Raw genomic sequence first — 23580 nt, forward strand, 5'->3', positions numbered from 1 at the left:
TGACTTTATCCTTCAACACATCCAACCTCCCTATCTAGGAACTAAAACAAAAGCACACTATGAAAGTGCGCATTTGTTTTTAGCATGGCCTACTCCTGGACCTCTATGACAAAAGGAGCGGTATATAGTTTCTCTTTATACTTGAACTGTCCCCAAATCTTATACAATCCTTTACGAGGGAAACTTGTCATATACTCTACTTCTGGGCCTTTCGTGTACTCGTCAGCTGGATGGACATGAAGGAATTCTTTCATATCCTCGCTTACAATCACCACATGCCCAGCAGATCCAAGATAAGGCTCGAGTTCCGTAATTGGGCTGCCATCCCTATCGCTGAGTGCGAAAATCAGTTTTAGGTGCTCATTTACCTTTGCTTCCGGGAGGATAAGCTCAATTTCAAGGTCATCTACTCTCTTTTTCAGAACCTTATCAGCGTCTATTTCTTCATTGGATTCTGCTCCAGTCACGACAAGCTCATGCGATGCCAGCTGTTGATTCACCCCTTCAGGCAGAAAGTCTGCATACAGTTTATATCTCCCTGCTTTTGGGAAAGTCGTCTTAACCTGGAACCTGCCCTTTCCGAGATATGCAGGGTGAAGGTGCAGGAACACAGATAAATCCTTTTTGATTGCCAGGAGGTGCATCTCCTTTTCATGGACTACAGAGAACCCCTCGACAGCCTGGCCAGCTGTATCCTTGATTTCCAGGAGGATTTCCGCTTCCTTATTGGTTTCGATTGTCACAGGGTTTGAGATCCATTCGACCTGCACTTCCGCTGTTCTCTTCTCCCCTGCAAGCTGGCCGTGTCCCTCGTGGCCGGCATGGCCAGCTTGGGAATCTTGCGTACCGTGTCCAGGATGATGTCCATGATTTTCATCCATAGAACCGCCTGCCTGGATTTTGTCTCCATGTAAGCCGTCTTGCTGAGAGTGGCTATGGTGGCTGCCACTGCCATGTTCCGGGTCACGATTCATCTTCTCAACCTCCGTTTTGTAAAGTTATTCTTCCATCATATGGCTGAAATGATTCACTACCTTCTTTTGTTCTTCCGGTGTACCAAGAGGCGTTACATCTGCTTCATTTTCCTGAAGGTACTCTGTGATCATATTGAGGAGCTGCACTTGCTGGAGGGCCATTTCAATATGTGTTTGCTTGACTCTTGGATCCTTCATTTTTAATGCTGACACGAAATTATCTTTTGCCATCGCCTCTGTTGAAGCCTTGATTTCCATGGCGATATGCCTGTCCATTTTCTGTGTTCCTCTCGTTGTGGTTTCTAATTGATCTTGCGGGACTTCATCGAAATCAGGCAGCTTCTCGAAGTCGCTTTTATCTGGATCAAGCATGTCCATCATGATCCGCACATGGCTTCTCATGATTCCAACTTTTTTATTAAGCAGCTCTATTAATTTTTCATCCTTTGTTTCTTTTGCCAAAAGCTTTACTTTCATGATCATGCCGTCATGGGCGGGTAAATGTGTCGTAATCAACCCTAAATCTGATGCTGGAAGTAACATATGATTTGCCTCCTTAATTTCCGTTGTCTCAAATTACAACTACCACTTTCAGGGAAGCCTAAACTCCACAGAAAATGCATATTTAGCTGATAGGGTCTTTATTGTTTGCAATGGAAATTCGGCGCTTATAAAATACTTTACGAGGTATATAAGGAAAAAATAAAGAAGCATCATAAAAGCGACCACAACTTCTAAGGAGGAGCAAAATTGAAAAAGATACTCATAGCAGCAATCATCATTCTTGTATTAGTCATAGCAGGCGGCTGGTTTTTCATGAGAAGCATGGGCGGTATGGGCGGAAATATGCCCGGCCAGGGCGGCGGCATGATGGACGGCGGAGGTATGGGCATGGGCGATGGAGGCATGATGGGCGGCAACTCCAGTTCGGTTGAGGATATGCGGAATGATTCGCTGGCAGAAGGAGAAAAACCGCTGCCGATTCCTCCACTCCTTGAAGATGAGAATCCCGATCCTGGCAAAGCAGAATTCACTCTTATATCGCAAAAAGGGTCGATGGAGTTTTTAAAAGGTAAAGCAACAGACACGTTCGGCTACAATGGGGATTATTTAGGGCCGGTCATCCGCGTGAAGAAGGGTGACGATGTCTCCGTCAAGGTGAAAAATGAGCTGGACGAGGCTACAACGCTTCACTGGCATGGACTAGAAGTGGATGGCGAGGATGACGGCGGTCCGCATAGCGGAATCCAGCCGGGTACCACATGGAATCCCGAGTTTACGATCGAGCAACACGCGGCGACATTATGGTACCACCCCCACCTGCTCCATAAAACAGGTGAACATGTATACAAGGGACTTGCCGGTTTATTTCTAATCGATGATGAGGAAAGTGAGAAGCTTGATCTGCCTGACGAATATGGAGTGAATGATATTCCGCTCATAGTCCAGGATAAACAGCTCGATGAAAATGGCCAATTTGAATATGATTTGAGTATGCATGATGTGATGATGGGCCTTCAGGGGGATACGATCATGGTCAATGGAGCCATCAACCCCTATGTAGAGGTTCCAAAAGGCAAAGTGCGTTTCCGGCTGCTGAATGGGTCGAATGCTCGTATCTATCAATTCGCTCTGAGCAACGGACAGGAATTTTACCAGATTGGGACAGACGGCGGGCTGTTGGAAGAACCGGTAAAGATGAATAGCCTAGTGTTGAGTTCGGCGGAGCGGGCAGAATTAATCGTCGATTTCTCAGGCTATGAAGAGGGAGAAAACGTTGAACTCACCGACCAGGGAATGCCGTTTATGAAATTTATTGTGACCGGTGAGGAAAAAGGGCCAAAAGAGATCCCTTCCCAATTGGTTGATATTCCGGGAGTGGATGAATCAATGGCCTCCAGGACGAGGGAATTTGTCATGTCAGGAATGGGCCGAAATGTCACCATCAATGGCAAACAAATGGACATGGACCGCATTGACGAGCAGCTCAAGCTTCATGATACAGAGATCTGGGAAATTTCAAACGAGGGAATGGGAATGATGGGCAACAACATGGGAATGGCCCACCCCTTCCACGGACACGGCACCCAGTTCCTGATTCTTGACCGGGACGGCAATCCCCCGCCAGCCAACGAACGTGGCTGGAAGGATACAATTTTGGTCGAGCCAGGCGAAAAAGTGAGGGCAATCGCAACATTCGATCATAAAGGACTGTTCATGTACCACTGCCATATCCTCGAACATGAAGATGCCGGGATGATGGGACAGTTTAATGTGGAATAATTCGCATACTACGTCTGAATCCGGCATCATTTCGGGCACATTCATGGCTCAAAGACGAGACTTTGTCCGAACCCGGCATCACTTCGGTCAAAATCATGAGAGAAACCCGAAAACCCATCAGAAATTGCTTTTAGCTCCGGTTTTGTACCGGAGTTTTTTTATAATTGATTGTTGATTTCACAGTGTTTGAAAAATAAACGGAAAAATTCCGCTTAAATTGGAAACGACCCTTGTTTTGAACTATACCCCGGATAGCGGACACTGATAAAATAGTGCCCCTATCCGGGGTTTTTTGTGTTTCAATAGATTTAATGAATATGGGCGGAGGATTATCATGAGTAAGAATATTTATAATGAATTCCAAATTAAAGAGCTTGAGAAGAATCCTAATGTACTGAGTGCTTCTGAAAGATCAATCTCATATAGTCCTGAATTTAAGCTAAAGGCAGTTAAGGATTACAAGAGTGGAAAAATACCATCGCAAATTTTTATTGAACAGGGCTTTGACCTAGACATGGTCGGTAAGGAACAACCCAAACGTTGTCTTAAGCGTTGGAGGGATTCTTATGAAAGGTTTGGAGAGGAAGGTTTCCTTACGGAACGCAGAGGCAAAGGAAGTACAGGACGCCCTTCTTCGAAGGAACTTTCTGTGGAAGAAAAATTACGAAAAGCTGAAGCAAGAATTAAATTCCTTGAGGCAGAGAATGACTTTCTAAAAAAGCTGGAAGAGCTAGAAAGGCAGGCGTTGAAGAAGAAACGATTTTAACGGCAGATGAGAAATTTTCCTTGATCGAGAAAACGATCAGAAAACATCAGTTGAATAAAGCTGTTTCCTACCTTTGCGAACTGGCAGGTGTCAGTAGAAGTGGCTACTATGATTGGCTTAAGGCTGCACCATTACGGGCACAACGTGACGAGCAGGATGAATTGGATATAGTCATCATCCAAGAAATATTCAAAAGCAAAAAAGAAAAAGTAGGTGCCCTCCAAATTAAAATGATCATGGAGAATGATTATTCAGCTGTAATGAATCACAAGAAGATTAGGCGTTTAATGACAAAATATAATCTTGTAACTAAGATCAGGAAAGCCAATCCATATCGTAAGATGGCCAAGGCAACCCAGGAACATCGAACCTGCCCTAACCTTCTTAACCGTGAATTCAATCAGGAAGTACCAGGAAAAGTTCTGCTTACTGACATTACTTATCTCTATTATGGAAAGGGCCAAAAAGCATATTTATCCTGCGTAAAGGACGGGGCTACAAAAGAAATTCTTGCCTACTACCTTTCCACGTCTTTAGAGATGGATATCGTTTATAAGACATTAAAAAGGTTAAAGGCAGCTGTTGGCAACGATTTTCATCCAGAGGCCATGTTGCATTCTGACCAAGGAATGCACTACACGCATCCTCTATTCCAAAGCAAAGTGAAAAAGCTTGGCTTAACTCAATCGATGTCCCGAAAGGGAAACTGTTGGGATAACGCGCCAATGGAAAGTTTCTTTGGACATTTTAAAGATTTGGCAGAGTATAAATCACTGGATAACATTAAGGATGTAAAGAAAGAAGTAGATCGTGTAATCGAAGAATATAATCATCATCGATATCAATGGGGCTTAAGCAAAATGACCCCGGTACAATACCGGGGCCACTTATTGGCTGCATAGGCGCTTTTTTTAAACTGTCCGTAAACGGGGGCACAGTTCATTTCTTAAAATAAGGGTCTTTTTTCCGGTTATTTAATCCAAATCGGTGGATTTTTTCAAATTTTTATTAGTTAACCGGAATATCTCCGCTAATTTCTGCTTCATAAGCGTCATCTATATACAATAGCCGGAAATTCTCGGTTATGAATTCTTATACCTACATCAAAATCAACAATGGGGCATAACAGAGCTTTTCAATAAAAAAAGCATAGGCTCTGCTGCCTATGCTAATTGCCTTCAGGATAATATTCCTTATTTTATAAGTTCAATTAACTCGGCTTTGCCAAACCGGTTGATGAATTTATGCATTTGCTCGCGCTTTCTTCCTTGCTCACTATAGATTTCGATCAATCTGTCTACCTTTTGATAAAGTTCGTCAGGTGTCAGCTGTTCGAATAACAGGGTTCCAGCCGCAGCATCCTGGCCCTTTGATTTTCCGCCAGCATACAGGCTGTAGCCGTCTTTCACTTTCATGATCCCGATATCGTTGATCAGCGGCTCTCCGCAGCCAACCGGGCAGCCGGTATAGGCTGGTTTCAGGGTAAAAGGAACAGGTTTGCCAGCAATCCTTTTGTTGAGTTGTATTGCGACCGGCATCCCTTCCTCCTCGGCTCCTTTGCAGAAGTTGCAGGTGCGCAGACTTTTCACGAAGCTTCCGACCGGATAACAGCTGAGCCCCGCCTGTTCAAATTCAGCTATTGCCGCATCTTTCCTGCTTTCAGGGATTTCGATATACAACTGCTGAAACGTTGTCAGCTCAAGCTCCTGGTCTTCATCCAGATATCTCGCCAGGACGAGAAGCTGTTTGGCGTTCAGCTTGGAGCCAAAATTTATGCCGCCGTTAACTGCCAGCTTAATTGTTTTTTCTGTTGCTTCCAATTACATTCATTCCTCCTTCACCGTTTTTGGGAATAAATTTATATCCATCATACCGTGAAAAAGTGGAGAATGTGTGGATTTTTTTTAAAGGACGATGTTATCAGTCCATTACAGTTATGCCATTAGGTATTTCCCCGACGCCAATCGTTTCTACGGTCTTGCTGTCAAGATCGATGATGCTGACCGTGTTGTCAAACATATTGGTTACATAGGCGAACTTCCCGTCTCCGCTTACAGTTACACCATGCGCCCCATTCCCTGTCTTGATCTCATCGACAACCGCCTTCGTCTCCAGGTCTACTATTGTCATTGAATTTGACGGTGATTCCTCGGTCCCCTGATTGGCGACATACGCATATTTGTCATCCGGCCCTATATAGACCTGTGCTGGACCTGTTCCAACTTCTACCTTGACCACTTGCTTCGTTTCCAGATCAACTACGGCCAGTGCATTTTCTGAGAAAAGGGTTACCGCCAGGGTCTTCCCGTCCTTAGTAACTCCTGTTGTAACAGGTGTATTGCCTGTTTTAATCCTTTCTTCTTTGAAAGTTTCGAGATTAATCGCACTTACTGTATCCTCACCCATATTGGCGATATAGGCAATTTTGCTGTCCGCTGAAACCCTGAATCCATGGGGGCCATTGCCCGTTGGAATAGTTTTGACCACTTCATATGTTTTGGCCTCAATGACTGAAACTGTGTCATCTTCGTTATTCGTGACGAGTACGTATTTCCCTTCTCCTGTGTACACAACATGTGCAGGATGGTTCCCTACTTCCACTTCTTTTAAAAGGTCATTTGTAAAGGCATCATAGAATAATACTTTTCCTGCAGCTTCTTCTCCGTGACCGCCGTGTCCGTGCCCGGTCTCCGGAACAAGAGTGGCCGCAACCACTTTGCCGTCAGGCGACAACTGGATATTGTGGACCACTCCATCAGCCTGGATGGTTTCAGTGATTTTATTGTCTTTTACACTGATCTTGCTGATGGTCCCGCCCTCATTTGCGGTAAAATAATATTTTTCTATCGTTTGTTCCTTTTTGGCCGCCTTTACTGCAGGCTTATTCTCAACCTTAGTAGCGGCATCCGATCCACACCCTGCCAGAACAATGCCAATAGATGCAAATATACTAATCATTTTTACACTTAAACTACTCATCTTGAGCCCTCCTTTATGGAAATCTACCGTTATGATAATCCGTTAATTCCTATTGGAAATGTTAACTTCATCACAAAATGAAGTATTTCGGTCAAAGGTTTAACAACTTTATGAAATCGATAAAATCTGCAAATCTGTTATGTAAAATTTACTTTTTGTTTTTGCAGAGTTTCTCTCCTCTATGGCTAAGATAAGGTTAAATAGTTGAATTATCTTTCAGATACGTTAAAATGATATCGGATTTCGTTATTGGATTTCGATATCAAGGAAAGAAGGAATTTTTCATGGAGGATAAGGTCCTCAGGAAACTTTTTCTCGGGTTCATCCAGATTCATATTTTGCATCATGCGAAGGAAGAGCCGATTTTCGGGCTATGGATGCTGGAGGAGCTTAAGGAGCATGGCTACACCATTAGCGCGGGCACCCTATACCCAATACTCCACAGTATGGAATCGGATGGCCTCCTTTTTAAAGAAGAAAGAAATGTGGAGGGGAAAATCCGTAAATACTACCGGACAACAGACAAAGGCAACAGCGTGCTTAAGGAAGCCAGGGAAAAGGCTTATGAATTATTCAGGGAAATCAAGGATTAAGTAAGTTTGAAGCGGTTTGAGTTAACCACGATTCATGGGAGGGACGCAGTTTGTTTGAACTTAAGAATGTACAAGTGGACGGAATCATTCTTATCGATGAGTTAACCATTCCATCCAATCAATTCACCTGTATCGTCGGACCAAGCGGCAGCGGAAAATCGACGCTCTTGAGATTATTGAACGATCTGTCGAACCCGGATGATGGAGAAATTCTTTTTAAAAGTAAATCCATCAGCAACTTGGATCCCCTGCAACTCAGGAGAACCGTCGTCATGGTTTCGCAGGCGCCGGTCATTTTTGATGGTAGCATTGAAGACAACCTGCAGATTGGCCGTTCTTTTTCCGAAAAAGAGCCGGCCAGTGCGAAGGAAATGGAAGGAATGCTGCAATTGTTTCTGCTTGATAAAAGATTGGATGAAGAAGCGGACCACCTTTCTGGTGGAGAAAAGCAGCGGCTTTCCTGGGCACGGGCGATGCTGCTTAATCCTGAAGTGTTTTTGCTGGACGAGCCGACCTCTGCGCTGGATGAGGATACAGCCCGTACAGTGTTAACGAGATTTTATGATTATGCTAAAAGTAATTTAAAAACAGTCATCATGATCACCCATTCGAAAGAACTTGCGGGCCTTGTCGCGGAGAATACAATTGACATGTCGCAATATTCAATTGAGAGCGGGGTGAGCTGATGGACGATGTAATGGATTTATCCTTTCTGCAGCTTGCAGCAGCATATATTTTCATCCTGATTTTGATCGTCATTGTCAGGGTCCGCGGGATTCCGCGAGAGAGAGAAATCCTGCTGGCGACCGTGCGCATGTCCCTCCAGCTGGTCCTGGTCGGGTATCTGCTCGTCTATCTTTTTGATAATCCGAATCCCTTTTATACGTTAGTGATCATTGCCATCATGCAGATCTTTGCGATTTATAATGTTTACAAACGGACAAAGCATCCTCTTGGCGGGGCGATGAAAAAGCATATTGCCTTTGCGATGGCAATTGGCATCCTGACGAGTCTGTTCTTTTTCATTCTCATTGTCCTGGATGTGACTCCTTGGTACGAGCCGCGTTATTTCATCCCGATTGCCGGGATGATCATCGGGAACTCGATGACAGGTGTTTCGCTCGGAGTAAACAACTTGATATCAGGATTCGCGGCGAACAAAGCACAAATCGAGGGGGCTCTGATGCTTGGGGCAACTCCGAAGCAGGCAGCCAAAAAAGTGGTCAACCAGGCCTTTGACGCCGCGATGCTTCCGACGATTAACTCGATGGTGGGCATGGGGATCATTTTCCTCCCCGGAATGATGACTGGCCAAATACTATCTGGCACCTCCCCCATCGTTGCCGTGGAATACCAGATCGCGATCATGCTCGGAATCGTCGGCAGCGTGTCACTGACGGTGATTCTATATTTGCAGCTGGCCTATAAATCGTTCTTCAATGAACGACTACAATTAGTTATGAAGGAGAAAAAGAAATGACAGAAAAGAGAAGTGTTACTTTCCAGTCGCTGCTGGAAATTCTGATGGTTTCCACCAGGCTCGGCCTGACATCATTCGGCGGGCCTGTTGCCCACCTTGGCTACTTCCATGAAGAGTATGTCCGCCGCAGGAAGTGGATGGATGAAAAAAGCTACGCGGATTTGGTGGCATTATGCCAGTTTCTCCCCGGCCCCGCAAGCAGCCAGGTCGGTATCGGCGTTGGTTTGATGCGCGGCGGATTGCTCGGTGGATTGTTCGCATTCCTTGGATTCACGCTGCCTTCCGTTTTGGCACTGATTATTTTTGCGATTATTTTACAGGAATTTGATGTTGGCGATGCAGGCTGGATCCACGGCTTAAAAATTGTCGCTGTAGCAGTAGTGGCCCACGCGATCCTCGGAATGGCGCAGAAACTGACTCCCGACCTGCCGCGAAAGACGATTGCATTATTTGCACTCGCTGCAACGCTGCTCTGGCAGACCGCGTTCACGCAAATCGGAGTTATTGTCGTCGCAGGCATTTTAGGATACGTTCTATTCAAGTCCCATAATGCCGCAGAGGATGACAGGATGACTTTTGCACTTTCCAAGTCGGTGGGCTATATCAGTCTTGCTTTGTTTTTCGGCTTGCTGATCCTCCTGCCGATTTTACGAGAGGCAACTTCATTGAACTGGATCGCGATGTTCGACAGCTTTTACCGTTCCGGCTCGCTCGTGTTTGGCGGCGGCCATGTTGTCCTGCCATTGCTTGAACGTGAATTCGTTCCGACAGGCTGGCTGAGCGAGGAAGCCTTCCTTGCTGGTTATGGTGCGGCCCAGGCTGTTCCTGGTCCATTGTTCACATTCGCTGCCTATATCGGGGCGATGATTAACGGCTGGCAGGGCGGATTGCTTGCGACAGCGGCGATCTTTTTGCCGGCGTTCCTGCTGATTCTTGGTACTCTGCCTTTCTGGGACGCGTTAAGGAGAAACAGCAAGATTAGCCGAGCGCTAATGGGCGTTAATGCAGCCGTTGTCGGAATCCTGATCGCCGCGTTCTACCACCCAATCTGGACGAGTTCAATCCTTGAGCCAATTGATTTTGTGTTCGCGGCCGTGCTGTTCAGCATGCTTGTGTATTGGAAGCTTGCGCCTTGGATTGTTGTTGTTACAGGAGCGCTTGGCGGATTGCTTTTATCGATGATTTTCTAAAATTAAACGGGGCTGATGTTCGGTTTATTGCTATTTATTGAAGATTTCATTGATACAGCCCCTTTATCTCGCCTAATTTTTCCAATAAAGTTGTTTTGTTTGGCGTAAATCAGATTTTATCGACCACATTTTTGAATATATCGACGGATTTTTGAATATATCGACCACTTTTACAGATATATCGACCACTTTTTCGAATATATCGACCAAGTGGATCAAATACACATTCATAGAGTAAAAAGAACCTTGACCACGGTCAAGGTTCTTCTAATTATTCAAATGTCCCTTTTACAACTGGAAGCTTATTCTCCACCATGACTTTCCCCATCGCAATGACAGTGTCAATCTCAAGACTGTCATCAAGCAGTACTAAATCTGCATCCCGGCCAGCCTCAATCCTGCCTTTTTGCGATAGTTTCAGGACTGCCGCAGGGTTTGCGGTAATGACACGGATGGCCGCTTCGAGCGGGATGCCCTCAGATAAAACAGCATCCTGGACCGCCTCGAACAAAGAGGAAACCTGGCCGATCTGCAGACCAATCAATTCACCATTTTCATCAAAATCTGGCAGGCTCGCCTGTCCATCGGAGGTGAAGGTGATTTGTCCGATCTCTACTCCTGCTTCAAGCATGCGTTTTAACCCAACGCTGCATTTTACCTCGCCTTCTTCAAGGAACTTCGGAATCGAACTTGTTGTAAAATCAACCCAGCCGCCTTTCTTCGCATATTCAATGCCTGCTTCGAACAGATGGTGATTGCGGTTGATATGGGTCGGATAAAACTGCCTGATTGGGATATCGGTATGCTCTACAACTTCCTCAATCAGCTTCAAATGGTCATAGCTGTCGCCGACATGGACATTGACGATCCCAGCCTTTCCGGCAAGCATCCCGCCAATCCGTGCAGCCGAAGCGATCTTCGCCAATTCTTCAGCAGTCGGCTGCGATGAGCGATGGTCGGCAATCGCGATCTCCCCGGCGCCGATGATTTTATCGATTAAAATGATATCGTCCTCGATTTTTCCGGTCAGCGTTTTGACCGGGACCTGATAGGAGCCTGTCTGAACATAGGTGGTGATCCCTTCTTCCTCAAGCGCCCTGGCCTTGGCAATCAGGTCGGGCATCGTCCGCGTCGTCCCATCGGTTCCGAGCACACCGACCAGGGTCGTGATGCCAGCGGTCGTTGCCTGTGTCAGCTGGATCTCCGGCGTCCTCGTGCGGAACCCGCCTTCCCCGCCTCCCCCAATCAGGTGGACATGGGAATCGATGAATCCCGGAACGATCTTCTTACCTGTCGCATCAATAACCTTCACGTATTTTTCAGGAAGCTCGATCCCCTCCTCTATGAACCCAATTTTCCGATCCACTATTAAAAAATCCTTTTTACCAAGATAATCCGGGGCAAAAACCTCTCCATTTTTTATCAGCGTGAGCATTTGAATTCCTCCATTTTTCGAACAATGTATCCTTATTATAAATTACAAAGACAGAATCTCTTGACACTTTTTTATTATCATACTATAATTTCAAAAAAACATTTTAATAAGTTGAAGCGTTGAAGAGAGTCTTATTAAGCCGGTCTCCCTGTTAATAGAGAATCAGTGGTTGGTGGAAACTGATACAAAGGCCAGGTGAATTTCGTTCTTGGAGCTTTTCCTTTTTTTAAAAAAAAGGAACGGATTTGGCCGTTATCCAGTAACTTGAGCGGGAAGCAGCATGCTTCCAAATAGGGTGGTACCGCGTGTTCAGCCACGTCCCTATCCAGATTGATGGATAGAGGCGTGGCTTTTTATTTTGCCGTGACATCAATCATCCAGCTGAAATAAAGAGAAAAAGGGAGAAATCATCATGGAGAAAGAACAATGGTCATCGAAAATCGGGTTCGTCCTGGCCGCTGCCGGTTCGGCAATAGGCATCGGAGCGATCTGGAAACTGCCTTATGTAACAGGAGTAAGCGGAGGCGGGGCATTTTTCCTAATGTTCATTCTATTTTCGTTATTCATCGGACTGCCACTATTGCTGGCGGAGTTTGTCATCGGCCGAAGTACCGGCAAGGAAGCGATCCGTGCCTACTTGGAAATCGCGCCGAAAAGCAAATGGTATTTGATCGGGATACTCGGTGTCGTCACCAGTTTTGTGCTGCTTAGCTTTTACAGTGTGGTCGGCGGCTGGATCAGCCTTTATTTTGTCAAAGGACTGGCGGGCGGAGTAATTGAAGAGGGAGCTGATTATGGGGAATTGTTCGGACTGACGATCAGCAGTCACTGGAGTGTGCTCGCAGCCCAGGCTGCCTTCTTATTGATCACGATTATGGTCGTGGCCAAAGGAGTGCAATCCGGGATTGAAAAAGCGAGCAAAATCCTGATGCCAGCTTTGTTCCTGCTTTTCATCATCTTGATCATCCGTTCACTGACGCTTGATAACGCGCTTGCTGGCGTGAAGTTTTTTCTCGCTCCTGATTTTTCAAGCATCACTTCGGAAAGCATCCTGTTCGCAATGGGACAATCGTTTTTCTCGCTGAGTGTCGGCGTATCGGTAATGGTAACCTACAGCTCATACCTACCGAAAAAAGGCAGCATCGTCCAGCCTGCACTATCGGTTGTCGGGATGAATCTTTTTATCGCCCTGCTTGCCGGGCTGGCGATCTTCCCTGCGGTTTTCTCGCTCGGGTTTGAACCGGCAGAAGGACCGGGGCTGTTATTCGTCGTCCTGCCAGCTGTCTTTGAAAAAATGGTTTTCGGGGAACTGTTCCTGCTGCTGTTCCTGGCATTGTTCCTGTTTGCGACACTGACCTCCGCTTTCTCGATGCTTGAAATTGTCGTTGCCACCCTTGCAAAAGGCAATCAGAAAAAGCGGGCAAAATTCGCATGGATTGCCGGCGGATTGATTTTCCTGCTTGGAATCCCTTCTGCCCTTTCATTCGGAACGATGGCAGAAGCGACGATATTCGGGAAGAATATCTTCGACACAGCCGATTTCCTTGTAAGCAACATTTTGATGCCGCTTGGAGTACTGCTGATTTCGATATTTGTCCCACTTAAAATCAAAAAGGAAGTACTGCGACAGGAGCTGCTGCAGCAATCAAAGGCCGGAAGTTGGCTCTTCAACCTCTGGTACAATGTGATGAGGTTTGTCGTGCCTCTAGTTATTATCATCGTGTTTCTTGATTCACTAGGAGTTTTATAATCGGAAGCTGACAATACGTCAGCTTCTTTTTTTCATACAATCACATAAAACTATCATCAGTATAATTTTTCCCTTTAATGCAAAACCTTTTGTGTAGGTGATTGCATCGGGAGGGATTTTGATGTTCTTTAAGAAAAAGAAAGCAGAAGCCGACAACAGCAGCAAGAATCAAAAAAACCTCGACGAAAAGGAATTAATCCCTGTAGATAAGGCCGAATTCATCCAAAAAATGAAGGAATGCCTTCATGATAGTGCGGATTTAAATATTAAGGAACTCCAAAATGGCTTTACACTGATTTTCTTGGACACATTAACGGATAAAAAGATGCTAAATGGAGACATTCTCGCTCGTCTTGAAGATGCGGAATCTTCCCCAAACGAGGCGCTTAAGCATATTACAGTATCCCGTACTTCCAAACATAAATATGTCGAAGATGTGGTTAATTCGATTTTACATGGAGCAGTGGTGGTCCATTCGCAAGGCCACCCTGTCATCATCAGCGCATTGGTTGGTACCCAGGAAAACCGGTCCTTGACCCGGCCGGAAAATGAGTCACAGGTTTTGGGGCCTCAAATCGCCTTTAACGAGAGTCTTGCAACCAATATATCTCTTATCCGCCGATTTCTTACAAATCCAAATTTATGCAATGAGAGCTTTTCTTTAGGAAAACAAACGAATTCAGCGATTTCGCTTCTCTATTTAAAGGGAATTGCGGACGATGATATGATCGATCGGATGCGTGAGCGGATCAAATCAATCGACATTGACGGGATCCTTGACAGCTCAATTCTGGTACAGCTGATTGAAGACAATTCATTTGCCATTTTTCCGCAGCTGCTGCTGACAGAAAGACCGGATCGTGCCTGCGCCTGGCTCTTGAATGGGAAAATGGTGGTCCTTGTTGATGGCAGTGTACAGGTTATCGGTGCACCGCAAACATTCATCGAGTTTTTCCAGAGTATGGAAGATGAAAGTGTCAGATGGCAGATCGCGACATTTCTCAGAGTCTTAAGGGTGTTCTCCATGGTTGTTTCGATTTTTTTCACGGCAATCTATGTGGCAGCTCTGACATTCCATTATGAAATTATCCCGCAAACACTGCTGATCCCGCTTGGTGAGTCGAGGTCACGCGTACCCTTCCCGCCAATAATCGAGGCATTATTGCTGGAAACGATGATTGAACTCTTGCGGGAAGCCGGAGCCCGACTGCCAACGAAAGTCGGCCAGACGATGGGTATCGTTGGCGGTATCGTCGTCGGAACTGCTGCCGTAGAAGCTGGATTCACAAGCAACATCCTGATCATCATCATCGCCGTTAGTGCACTCGCTTCGTTTACAACACCTAATTATATGATGGGCAACGTCATCAGGGTACTCCGTTTCCCATTAATCATACTTGCAGGATTCTGGGGATTTTATGGATTGATGGTTGGCTTTTGCTTCCTGCTGATCCATCTGCTCCGCCTTTCCAGTCTGGGAACACCGTTTTTGGCGCCTTTTTATCCGCCGAGAATTGAAGATTGGCGAGACAGCATCATACGCCTGCCTATCGGATGGACAAACAACAGACCGTTGCAGACTAGGCCAATGGACAGATTGAAGTATCAGAAACGAAAAACCAAAGAATAAGTTGTGGTGTTATAAATGAAAGTTCACATCGAGCCTAAGCCTCAAAACATGGTCAATACATTCCTGCTTATCTTCGTGATCCATTCTATGCAGGTGGGCGTTGGCATCCAGGGCTTCCAGCGGATCATCTATATGGAAGCAAGGCATGATGCCTGGATTTCCGTCATTCTTAGCGGGATTGCCACTGCCACCATAGGGTTCATTATGGTAAAAACATTAAGTTTATATGAGAATTCTGATATATATGGAATCCAATATGATGTGCTTGGAAAGTGGCTCGGCAACCTGATTAATATCTTGTTTGTCATCTATTTTCTTGGAGGTTTCCATATTATCGTTCGGAATTATGTCGAAGTTCTGCAGGCATGGGTTTTCCCTGAAGTCCCGAACTGGCTGATTGCTCTGACTCTCGTATACCTTGTTTACTATGGCTTGAATGGCGGGCTGCGGACAGTTGTGGGTGTCAGCTTTTTTAGCGTTATCCTATCTTTGTGGCTGATTCTGCTTCTCGCCTATCCCTTCCAGTTCACCAACTGGGATTACTTATTTCCGATGTTTGAAGCGAAGATAACTGAAATATTGAGAGGAGCAAAGCAAATGACATTCACGGTCATCGGCTTTGAGATCATTTACGTTATATATCCCTTTTTAAAAGAAAAAGACAAGGTCCATAAATATATGCAATATGGTCTTGTGTTCACGACCATCCTCTATCTTGCGCTCATGGTCGTCTCCCTGGCTTATTTCAGCGGCGGCCAGCTGGAACGGACAATTTGGGGTACGTTATCCCTTTTTAAAATCGTTCGCTTTCCCTTTATTGAACGCTTTGAATACGTGGCAATCACTTTTTGGGTCTTGCTGATCCTGCCAAACCTGATGCTCTATATGTGGGCAGCCACTCGGGGAATCTCAAGGATTTTCAATAAAAAAGAACAAAAAGTAAGCTGGGTTCTCTTACTATTCATTTTCCTGACCCTGCTTTATCCGCTCACCAGAGTCCAGATTAATCTATTTAACGATTATTTCGCGAGGGGTGCTCTCTATATTGTTTTTGCCTATCCGTTACTCCTGTTCGGCGTTGTTCTGATCAAGAAGAAATTTTTCCGTAAAAAGGATGAAGCCAATGCGCAATAAAAGCCATAAGCTCATGATCGCCATACTTGTCATTCTCGTTTCTGGCTGCGCAGAACAGAAAACACTCGAGAAGATGGGTTTGCTCACCACAGTTGGCTATGATCTGACAGAGGATAAGCAAATCCTAGCCACAATGGTTCTTCTCCAAATCGATCCGGAGGCTCCGCAAAGTTCTGTCATCCTGGCAGCAAAATCGGCAACCAGTAAAGGAGCAAGAAATGAAGCCGATCTAAAAAGCCCAAAAAAATTACAATCAGGGCAGCTGCGCGTAGCACTTTTCAGTGAAGAAGTTGTCCGTACCGGTCTTATCAATCTGGCAGATACACTCGCACGCGATCCATCGATCAGTGACCTTACCTATCTCGCGGTCGTTGAGGGAAGCACCAATAAGCTCCTTAACCAAAAAAATGAACAATTTTCCGATATCAGCCAGCTCATTTATAAGGAATTGGATCAAAACATAAAAGGTGAAAAAATCCCATCCTCCACCCTGCAGGAAGTATTGCATGATTTCTATGCACCAGGAATTGATCCCATCCTGCCAACTTTAAAAGGTGATAATGGCATCGTTAAAATTTCCGGGATGGCTCTAATAAAGAATGATAAAATGGTTGGCAAAATTAATCCAAAAGAAGCCTTTTATTTAAAATTGGTTAATGACCGCTACGAGGCAGGAGCCATAGAGCTTGAAATTGACAAAGAAGATTTTGATCTGCCCGAGTCTACTGAATCGCCCGTCAAACTCGCAGTAGTTCTTGACACAATCCATAGCAAAAGTGACATCAACCTGATCAGCAAAGAAAACCTGCAATTCGAACTGAATGTCAAATTACAAACAAGACTGCTTGAAGTCAATCAGGCACTGGACTTAAAAAACCCCAAAGAGCTTTTGCTGCTGGAAACCAAGATTAAAGAAAAAATTACCTCAGATATTGAAAAATTGATCAAAAAAGCACGGGAATCAGGGGCAGATCCATTCGGGTTTGGAGAGATCTATCGAAAGAGTGTCCGACAAGCCAACTTGACCACCGAGAAATGGCATCGCATGTACCCGGAAAGCAAAGTCGATGTGAAAATCGAGTTTGAGATTATGAGGACTGGAGTCGTGGAATAAAAGAAAAAAGCGGGAGCCCCGGTTTAGTGTGGTGGCTCCCACTTTGTTAAACAGAACCCGATAGAGGGGTATAAGCTACTTCTAAATCATTGTAACTCTATTCCGCCCTTCATGCTTTGACTGATACAATCCTCTGTCCGCCCGGCTTATTAATGTATCGACTGATTCACCCGCTCTAAACTCAGTCACCCCAAAACTTACTGTCTGTCTGCCAGCTGTTTTAAAAGGGTAGTCATTGATTTTCAAGCGCAGTTCTTCAGCCAGCATTAGTGCATTTTCACCGGATTGAGAGGAAATGATAATAAACTCTTCCCCTCCCCAGCGGCCAAATTGTTCATTGGGTGTAAGATTTTGTTTCACCAGCCCTGCTAATTCCTTAAGGACGGAATCCCCAACTTTATGTCCGTATGTATCATTAACAGCCTTAAAATGATCAATGTCGAAAAATAATATAGATACGGGCGCTTCCTTTGTTCCCGGCACTTTTTCATCCAGCCAAATGTCGATTTGATGCCGGTTCGCGATTCCTGTCAGTGCATCAGTATAAGCATTCTCTTTCATATTTTCAAAGTCTGAAAAAAGCTTAATTAAAAACCGGGAGTAATAAATAATCAGGATGTAAAAAAGGTAGGCTACATAAAACTGAATAACCGATATTAAATAATCCTCTGACATCTCAGGAAAATTCATTAAACCCATAACAAAGATGACCAAAAATACAGATAGGGAGAAGACAAGCCCCCGCCTAGCTCCGAGAATAAGAAAAAAGCTGAGAATCACAGCAGGAACCCACATTACTGTAACTCCAAATGCACCAGCTTTATCAGTGGCAATATAATTAAAAAAGCCATCGTATACTGTTCCTATATGCATAGCAGAAATAATTATTAATGTACCATACTCCACAAGAGGCATGAGCCTTTTGTGATATAACAGTATTAAACTGATGGTAAACCAGCAAGTCAGAACTACTGTAAGTATTAAATATTTTCCGTGCCCTGGCTGGTTGAATACGAAAAGCATGTAAGAGATCATAGCCAGCAGACTGGGAATGATCATACTTAGATAGACAGTCCGTTTAAAGTCCTTTAGAGAACCGAATTTCCCCATTATGTTTTCTCCTTTAAGTCAAAAGAGACCAATCAATTACCTGATTAGTCACATTAAATCTTGGAATCAGTAACTGGCTGACGCAGCCTTGGCCGGGCTTAGTTCCTTTAGTTTTGCTGCTTCATTTTCAAAAGAATTTGCCGTTATATCCAATTTTAATTATACTCAATTTTCAGCTGATAACTGAAGATAGTTTATATATAAAGGGACAATCTATAAAAATAGAAAGTCCTTCGAGACATTATCTCCAAGGACATTCCACCACGCCAATTAAACTTAATAAGCTTTCAAAGAAACAATATTAAACAACGGCACTGTCCCACTTCTTTTCACCCTGGACAAAAAGGATGCCAAGTTCGTGGTGATCGCCTTCATACAAAGCCCTCTGCACGAAGCGGATTTGCCCGTTCGTATCAAGGACTTCAAGCTTGCAATGCGCCCTGTTTCGCGACAGAGCTTCATAGAAGGTTTGTTCATCATGGACATTCGTGCCGTTGACCTTTGTGACAAGCTCGCCTACACCAAGAGCCATTTTATCGGCCGGAGATTCAGGCAGGATACCGAGAATCATCACGCCATGGTTCTTTTTCGAAAAATAAAACGGCCTGCTCTCTTCCTGCATCCTTTGCATGAGTGTCAAGGCTTCGCGTCCAATCATGGCAATTGCAACGGCTGCAATGGAAGCGATTGGGTACCAGTAACCCGCGGCGGCAATCAGCGCGATCAGAATACCGAGCCCAACGACACGGCTGCCCAATTGACTGACAGCTTCTTTTGGCATCATGCTCTGGATTTGCTGATGTAAACCGATCGCAAATGGAACGAGGATCAGTGAATATGTATTGTCTCCAAGTGCGAACACAGGCCACCACTCGAACGGCAGCGTCAGGATTTCGCCCGGAAGGAGCATGAATGCCGGAACAACCCAGAGCCTCTTCACCTCGTGGACACCAACCGTCTGGCCGCGCTTGCTCTTGATCAATTTAGGAGAAGTTCCCTTTTTTCCATTTCGTAAAATAAGGAAGCCTTCGCCAATCGTTAATAATGCTAACAAAATCGCAATCGATGGAAAGATTTTTTCATCAAGACTTGAAAATAAGTCGCCTGCTAACGGGAGATCGATTTGCCTTCCTGACAGGAAAATCAATGCAAAAAACGCTGCCCCGACTGTATATGCAGGAGAAAGCAGCCTGACCCTTGTTGTCAGACCCAACAGCAATGTTGCTGCAGCAACTGAAACCACCGCTGCGAATGGAATCGCGATTCCAGCGGCAATGGTTAAGATTGAGATGGAGAGCCCGACCAGCAATCCCAGCGGAAATAGCTGCCTGAGCTCAAAATAGGCATCCTTTGCCCTTACTGTAAAGTTTTTCCTCTCCCGCTTCACGCGCGAAACACCCAGGACAGCCGCCAAAAATAAAGAATAATAGAACACAGGGTGAAGCAGAAGCCTGCCCATCCCTTTCAAAAGTTCAATGAACCAATCCTGTGCCACCCCTATGTCACCAGCCTTCATAAATTACATGATATTAAGCTTATTCTATCAAATCTAAAGGTTAAAACCTATCAATAGTTGAGGAATATTGATGGGATTTTTTTCTTGTAGAGCTGTTTTAGGGCAGAATCTGGGGGTGGGGTCAGAAATTTGATGAAAGATAGGCCATTCTTTGGTGTAGTCAGGCATTAATTGCACTTTCTAGTATGAAATTCATCCAATTTTGGGTGAATTCATGGGGGTTCTTTTTAAAAAGGTAACTGGAAAAATTAATCTCTTAATCAGACGCAATATTCTCTCACTCATCTGCTTAAATTGCCCAAACAATCGGCAGAATTGCCCAAAATTCTGTCGGAATTGCCCGATCAGGGGCCAAAATCGTGCCGTCATCCAAATTCAGGAAAAAAACATCTGATATTTATGCTACCTCACAAAGGTTTTACTTAAAAAGGTAACTGGAAAATTACTCTATTAGATCAACCCGAAAATTGCACGTTCATCTTTAATAATTGCGCTGAGATGAAGGATAATTGCTCCGACATTAGCCATAATTGCACGTTCAGCCACACTAATTGCACGTTTATCCAAATAAAGGGAAAAAGCTGCATCCCATTTAATTAAATCAAATGAGATACAGCTTCTTTTATTGATTCGCCAACAGCCTTAAAGCTGTCTGCAGCTGGAGGTCGTTTTCTTCTTGTTTCATCGCTTTTCTGGCCGCATCCTCGAGTGCCGAGGCTGTTTTTGCATCAATGACACCAGTTACGGTCATGTCATTTTTGCGCTGGAATGCTTTGACGGCAATTTCAGTCATGCCGCTGAAGTATCCATCGGTACGGCCCGGCTCAAACCCGAGCCCAGCAAGGATTTCCTGGGCGTTTTTGACCTGCTCGTTATTCATATCCAGCTTGAGCGGTTTCTCGGCCTGGATAGGATGGGTATCATAAAGCGCCGGCTGATTGACCTCGACGGTTGGCTCGATGCCTTTTTTATGGATCCAGTTGCCATCGGGAGTCAGCCATTTGAACAGCGTCAGCTTGATATTGCTGCCATCCCCCATCGGCACAGCCTGCTGGACTGTCCCCTTACCGAAGGTCTTTTCGCCAATGACCGGATAGCCGCCCGCCTCCTTCAATGCCCCCGCCAAAATTTCCGAAGCGGATGCACTGCCATCATCCGTCAGCACAGCCACCGGATACTGCTTCGCTTTTTCCAGATTGGAGAAGTAGCGAGTCTTATCGCCGCTGCGTTCTTCGATTTGATAGAGCGGCTTCTCCTTGGAAATCAACTCTCGTAAAATTTCTTCGACACTGGAAAGCAGCCCGCCAGGATTGCCGCGCACATCGATCAGAAGCGCATCCATCCCTTCTTTTTCAAAAGCCTTAAGCTCCTTGTTGAACTCTTTGGAGGTATCTTCTGAGAACGAGGTAATCTCCATGTAACCAACCTTCTCTCCGTTTACCTTTTTCATGTCAGCATGGACGGTAATCTGCGGAATCTCGTCGCGAATCACTTTAACCTTCAGTGAATCCTTCAAGCCTTTACGTTCGATTTCCAGTACAACAGGTGTCCCTTTTTTGCCGCGGATTTTTAAAGTTGCCTCATATAAATCTAATCCCTCGATACTCTCGCCATCGACCGTTAAAATCTGGTCATTTGGCTTCAAACCCGCTTTCTCTGCTGGGGAATTTTTAAAAGGAGAAACGATCACGATTTTTCCATCGACCGTGCTGACTTCAGCACCAATTCCTTCAAAAGACGACTCCAGCGTCTCATTGAATTGCTTCGCCGTTTCCTTGTCCATATAGACGGAATACGGATCCTCCAGGGTTGAAAGCATCCCCTGAATCGCTCCTTCAACCAGCTTTTCTTCTTCTACCTTTTCAACGTAACTGTTAAAAATCAAACTGTATGCCTGCTCGACTTTATCGAGACTGCTTGCATCGCCTGCCTCTGCACCTGCATGGTCTTTCAAGGGCACAATCTGGCGTTCCAGGACACCTGCCTTGCTTTCGTACCATTGCATGCCGGCATATGTACTTCCCGCACCAGTCAGCAGCGAGCCCGCCATCAAAATGGCAATCCACTTACGCTCCATTGCCAAACTCCTCCCTGTTTACCGCATCAACTGCTCCTCTGCCGTAAAAATTTCTATGATTCCCATTATATGACGAACAGGGACAGGGTATGAAGGATTAATTTTGGATCGAACTTCCAAGTGGTTATATTTTACAAGTTTCTGAGACTATTCAGCGGGAAAAGAAAAAGGAAGAGACGTTGAGTCTCTTCCTTAGTAATTTTAATTAAAGTATGAAACTGGATTCACGGCATTCGATTTTGAAGCATTCCATTGACCTTTGTGAAGTTCAAAGTGCAAATGCTGACCGAAAGACTGTCCAGTATTACCCATTACACCAATTTGCTGTCCCTTTGAGACTACTGAACCATTACCGACGTGGCGGCTGCTCATATGGGCATAAACAGTGGTGTAGACTTGTCCATTAATAGAGTGAGCTATAAAAATGGCGTTTCCATAGCTTGATGAATAATATGAACGGATGACAACTCCATCAGCGGCAGCAACGATTGGCACGCCACTTGCTTTATTTGCGATATCAATACCCGCATGGAAAGAACCCCATCGAGCACCAATTCCAGAAGTTAACCTTCCATTGGCCGGCCACATGAACATGCCATTAGAGACTGGCGGTGCTGATTGTTCAGCGACAGTTTGAGTACTTCCCCCACTGCTCTTCTTTTTAGACTGTGCAGCTCTCTGACGCGCAAGCTCTGCTTGTCTGGCACGCTCTGCAGCAAGTGCTGCCTCACGTTCCTGCGCTAACTTAATGGCCTTCTGGATTGCAGAAGCCTGTGCAGCCAGGATTTCATTCTGCTCCTCCAATTTAAGGTTTTCCTTGTGTAATTCTTCTTCCTCATGCTTAAGCTGGCTCATGAGTTTATTTTTTTCACGGATCTTCGCGTTTAATCTTTCTTTGAGACCTACCAGATCCTGCTTCATTCGCTTAAGTAACGCAAGCTTTGATTCTACTTGCTGCTGCTTTGTTTCCAGCTCTTGCTTGTCCAACTGATGCTGCTCAATAATATCCTTATCTGCTTGTACAATTGTTGTCACAGCACTTACACGGTCGATGAAATCCCCGAAGCTTTGCGCTCCCAGCAATACATCCATATAGCTGACTGTTCCGCCGCTTAACTGAAGGGAGCGGGCACGATCCTTCAGCAATTCATTGCGTTTTGCAATACGATCTTCTAAAACAACAATCTCAGCTTTTAACGCTTTGACTTCTTCATCTGTCGCTTTGATTTCTGCATTTTTTGAATCGATCTTATTCAATGTATCTTCAACAGTCATATCAAGGTTTCGAATTTCCGCTTCAACCTGGCCCTGCTCACCTTGCAGTTCACCGATTTTATTGCTCTTCTGCTCAATTTGCTTGCTTACCCCAGATCTTTCATTTTGAAGCTTCTCCTTTTGCGCTTTCAAATCTGAAAGGCTTTCTGCTGAAGCTTGATTCACTGATAACGGGCTTAATAAGGAACCCAGGCTTAAAGTACTGACTAACGCTAGTGAGAGTATCTGTTTTTTCACTAGATCTTTCCCCTCTCATACTTATAGTTTCGTAACT

The 23580-nt window shown here is 45.0% G+C and carries 19 protein-coding genes, 1 riboswitch and 1 other annotated feature; of the genes, 10 read left to right on the forward strand and 9 right to left on the reverse strand.

The genetic code is table 11. The features are described from left to right. Positions 1–89: 89 nt before the first annotated feature. Complete coding sequence (locus J7I80_RS14960) at positions 90–974, reverse strand: hypothetical protein (RefSeq protein ID WP_214739126.1); 885 nt, start codon at positions 972–974, stop codon at positions 90–92. Between the two features lie 24 nt (positions 975–998). Then, positions 999–1517 (reverse strand): hypothetical protein, encoded by a 519-nt coding sequence (locus tag J7I80_RS14965; RefSeq protein WP_214739127.1) that lies wholly within the window; start codon positions 1515–1517, stop codon positions 999–1001. 207 nt (positions 1518–1724) lie between these two features. Between J7I80_RS14965 and J7I80_RS14970 the strand changes: the two genes are divergently transcribed. After that, complete coding sequence (locus J7I80_RS14970) at positions 1725–3257, forward strand: multicopper oxidase family protein (RefSeq protein WP_251027782.1); 1533 nt, start codon at positions 1725–1727, stop codon at positions 3255–3257. Between the two features lie 334 nt (positions 3258–3591). Then, a protein-coding gene (locus J7I80_RS14975) for an IS3 family transposase (protein WP_214739128.1) occupies positions 3592–4925 on the forward strand; the annotation gives its coding sequence in 2 pieces (ribosomal slippage) (positions 3592–3964 and positions 3964–4925; 1335 coding nt in all). A gap of 291 nt (positions 4926–5216) precedes the next feature. On the opposite strand, the gene J7I80_RS14980 is transcribed toward J7I80_RS14975, so the two are convergent. Further along, positions 5217–5843, reverse strand: a complete 627-nt coding sequence (locus tag J7I80_RS14980; protein ID WP_214739129.1) for an NAD(P)/FAD-dependent oxidoreductase — start codon at positions 5841–5843, stop codon at positions 5217–5219. Positions 5844–5943: 100 nt separating this feature from the next. After that, a complete protein-coding gene (locus J7I80_RS14985; RefSeq protein ID WP_214739130.1) occupies positions 5944–7002 on the reverse strand; it encodes a YncE family protein in 1059 nt (352 codons plus the stop codon). Between the two features lie 284 nt (positions 7003–7286). On the opposite strand from J7I80_RS14985, the gene J7I80_RS14990 reads away from it, so the two are divergent. From J7I80_RS14990 to chrA, 4 genes are read left to right on the forward strand one after another with little or no spacing between them, the layout of a single operon-like run. Next, positions 7287–7595: a PadR family transcriptional regulator gene (locus tag J7I80_RS14990; RefSeq protein WP_214739131.1), complete on the forward strand. Its 309-nt coding sequence runs from the start codon at positions 7287–7289 to the stop codon at positions 7593–7595. Positions 7596–7645: 50 nt separating this feature from the next. Further along, positions 7646–8281, forward strand: coding sequence for an ABC transporter ATP-binding protein (locus J7I80_RS14995; protein ID WP_214739132.1), 636 nt, complete (start codon positions 7646–7648; stop codon positions 8279–8281). Next, positions 8281–9075: an ABC transporter permease gene (locus J7I80_RS15000; RefSeq protein ID WP_214739133.1), complete on the forward strand. Its 795-nt coding sequence runs from the start codon at positions 8281–8283 to the stop codon at positions 9073–9075. The genes J7I80_RS14995 and J7I80_RS15000 overlap by 1 nt, the downstream gene beginning before the upstream one ends. Continuing rightward, positions 9072–10265: a chromate efflux transporter gene (gene chrA / locus J7I80_RS15005; protein ID WP_214739134.1), complete on the forward strand. Its 1194-nt coding sequence runs from the start codon at positions 9072–9074 to the stop codon at positions 10263–10265. Before J7I80_RS15000 ends, chrA begins: the two co-directional genes overlap by 4 nt. 271 nt (positions 10266–10536) lie before the next feature. Here the strand turns inward: chrA and iadA are convergent, their stop codons facing one another. Further along, on the reverse strand, positions 10537–11700 hold the full coding sequence (gene iadA / locus J7I80_RS15010; RefSeq protein ID WP_214739135.1) for a beta-aspartyl-peptidase: 1164 nt from the start codon (positions 11698–11700) through the stop codon (positions 10537–10539). A 110-nt stretch (positions 11701–11810) separates the two neighbouring features. Continuing rightward, positions 11811–12026 (forward strand) — a binding site (T-box leader). Positions 12027–12109: 83 nt separating this feature from the next. Here iadA and J7I80_RS15015 point away from each other — a divergent pair. The 4 genes from J7I80_RS15015 (at position 12110) to J7I80_RS15030 (ending at position 17328) form a co-directional block, all read left to right on the forward strand. After that, positions 12110–13450 (forward strand): sodium-dependent transporter, encoded by a 1341-nt coding sequence (locus J7I80_RS15015; protein ID WP_214739232.1) that lies wholly within the window; start codon positions 12110–12112, stop codon positions 13448–13450. A gap of 121 nt (positions 13451–13571) precedes the next feature. After that, positions 13572–15080 carry a spore germination protein gene (locus J7I80_RS15020; protein WP_251027784.1) on the forward strand — a complete coding sequence of 503 codons (1509 nt, stop codon included), beginning with the start codon at positions 13572–13574 and terminating at the stop codon, positions 15078–15080. 15 nt (positions 15081–15095) lie between these two features. Next, positions 15096–16214 (forward strand): GerAB/ArcD/ProY family transporter, encoded by a 1119-nt coding sequence (locus J7I80_RS15025; protein ID WP_214739136.1) that lies wholly within the window; start codon positions 15096–15098, stop codon positions 16212–16214. Further along, positions 16204–17328: a Ger(x)C family spore germination protein gene (locus J7I80_RS15030; RefSeq protein WP_214739137.1), complete on the forward strand. Its 1125-nt coding sequence runs from the start codon at positions 16204–16206 to the stop codon at positions 17326–17328. The genes J7I80_RS15025 and J7I80_RS15030 overlap by 11 nt, the downstream gene beginning before the upstream one ends. 81 nt (positions 17329–17409) lie before the next feature. On the opposite strand, the gene J7I80_RS15035 is transcribed toward J7I80_RS15030, so the two are convergent. From J7I80_RS15035 to J7I80_RS15050, 4 genes are all read right to left on the reverse strand, one after another. Further along, positions 17410–18438, reverse strand: coding sequence for a GGDEF domain-containing protein (locus J7I80_RS15035; protein ID WP_214739138.1), 1029 nt, complete (start codon positions 18436–18438; stop codon positions 17410–17412). A gap of 65 nt (positions 18439–18503) precedes the next feature. Beyond that, positions 18504–18590, reverse strand: a riboswitch (cyclic di-GMP riboswitch). 149 nt (positions 18591–18739) lie between these two features. Continuing rightward, the gene (locus J7I80_RS15040) at positions 18740–19933 is read right to left on the reverse strand and encodes a PDZ domain-containing protein (protein WP_214739139.1); all 1194 of its coding nucleotides are present in this window, start codon (positions 19931–19933) and stop codon (positions 18740–18742) included. A 643-nt stretch (positions 19934–20576) separates the two neighbouring features. Next, complete coding sequence (locus J7I80_RS15045) at positions 20577–22031, reverse strand: S41 family peptidase (RefSeq protein WP_214739140.1); 1455 nt, start codon at positions 22029–22031, stop codon at positions 20577–20579. Positions 22032–22232: 201 nt separating this feature from the next. After that, a complete protein-coding gene (locus J7I80_RS15050) occupies positions 22233–23543 on the reverse strand; it encodes a murein hydrolase activator EnvC family protein (RefSeq protein ID WP_214739141.1) in 1311 nt (436 codons plus the stop codon). Between the last annotated feature and the right edge of the window lie 37 nt (positions 23544–23580).

It is taken from the genome of Bacillus sp. ISL-41, assembly GCF_018613235.1.
In the GTDB taxonomy this organism is placed as follows: domain Bacteria; phylum Bacillota; class Bacilli; order Bacillales; family Cytobacillaceae; genus Mesobacillus.

Excerpts from the sequence above, each read along its gene's own strand:
- J7I80_RS14960 (WP_214739126.1), bottom strand. The coding sequence starts at position 974 with ATGAATCGTGACCCGGAACATGGCAGTGGCAGCCACCATAGCCACTCT.
- J7I80_RS14965 (WP_214739127.1), bottom strand. The coding sequence starts at position 1,517 with ATGTTACTTCCAGCATCAGATTTAGGGTTGATTACGACACATTTACCC.
- J7I80_RS14985 (WP_214739130.1), bottom strand. The coding sequence starts at position 7,002 with ATGAGTAGTTTAAGTGTAAAAATGATTAGTATATTTGCATCTATTGGC.
- J7I80_RS14990 (WP_214739131.1), top strand. The coding sequence starts at position 7,287 with ATGGAGGATAAGGTCCTCAGGAAACTTTTTCTCGGGTTCATCCAGATT.
- J7I80_RS15000 (WP_214739133.1), top strand. The coding sequence starts at position 8,281 with ATGGACGATGTAATGGATTTATCCTTTCTGCAGCTTGCAGCAGCATAT.
- chrA (WP_214739134.1), top strand. The coding sequence starts at position 9,072 with ATGACAGAAAAGAGAAGTGTTACTTTCCAGTCGCTGCTGGAAATTCTG.
- iadA (WP_214739135.1), bottom strand. The coding sequence starts at position 11,700 with ATGCTCACGCTGATAAAAAATGGAGAGGTTTTTGCCCCGGATTATCTT.
- J7I80_RS15020 (WP_251027784.1), top strand. The coding sequence starts at position 13,572 with ATGTTCTTTAAGAAAAAGAAAGCAGAAGCCGACAACAGCAGCAAGAAT.
- J7I80_RS15025 (WP_214739136.1), top strand. The coding sequence starts at position 15,096 with ATGAAAGTTCACATCGAGCCTAAGCCTCAAAACATGGTCAATACATTC.
- J7I80_RS15030 (WP_214739137.1), top strand. The coding sequence starts at position 16,204 with ATGCGCAATAAAAGCCATAAGCTCATGATCGCCATACTTGTCATTCTC.
- J7I80_RS15035 (WP_214739138.1), bottom strand. The coding sequence starts at position 18,438 with ATGGGGAAATTCGGTTCTCTAAAGGACTTTAAACGGACTGTCTATCTA.
- J7I80_RS15045 (WP_214739140.1), bottom strand. The coding sequence starts at position 22,031 with ATGGAGCGTAAGTGGATTGCCATTTTGATGGCGGGCTCGCTGCTGACT.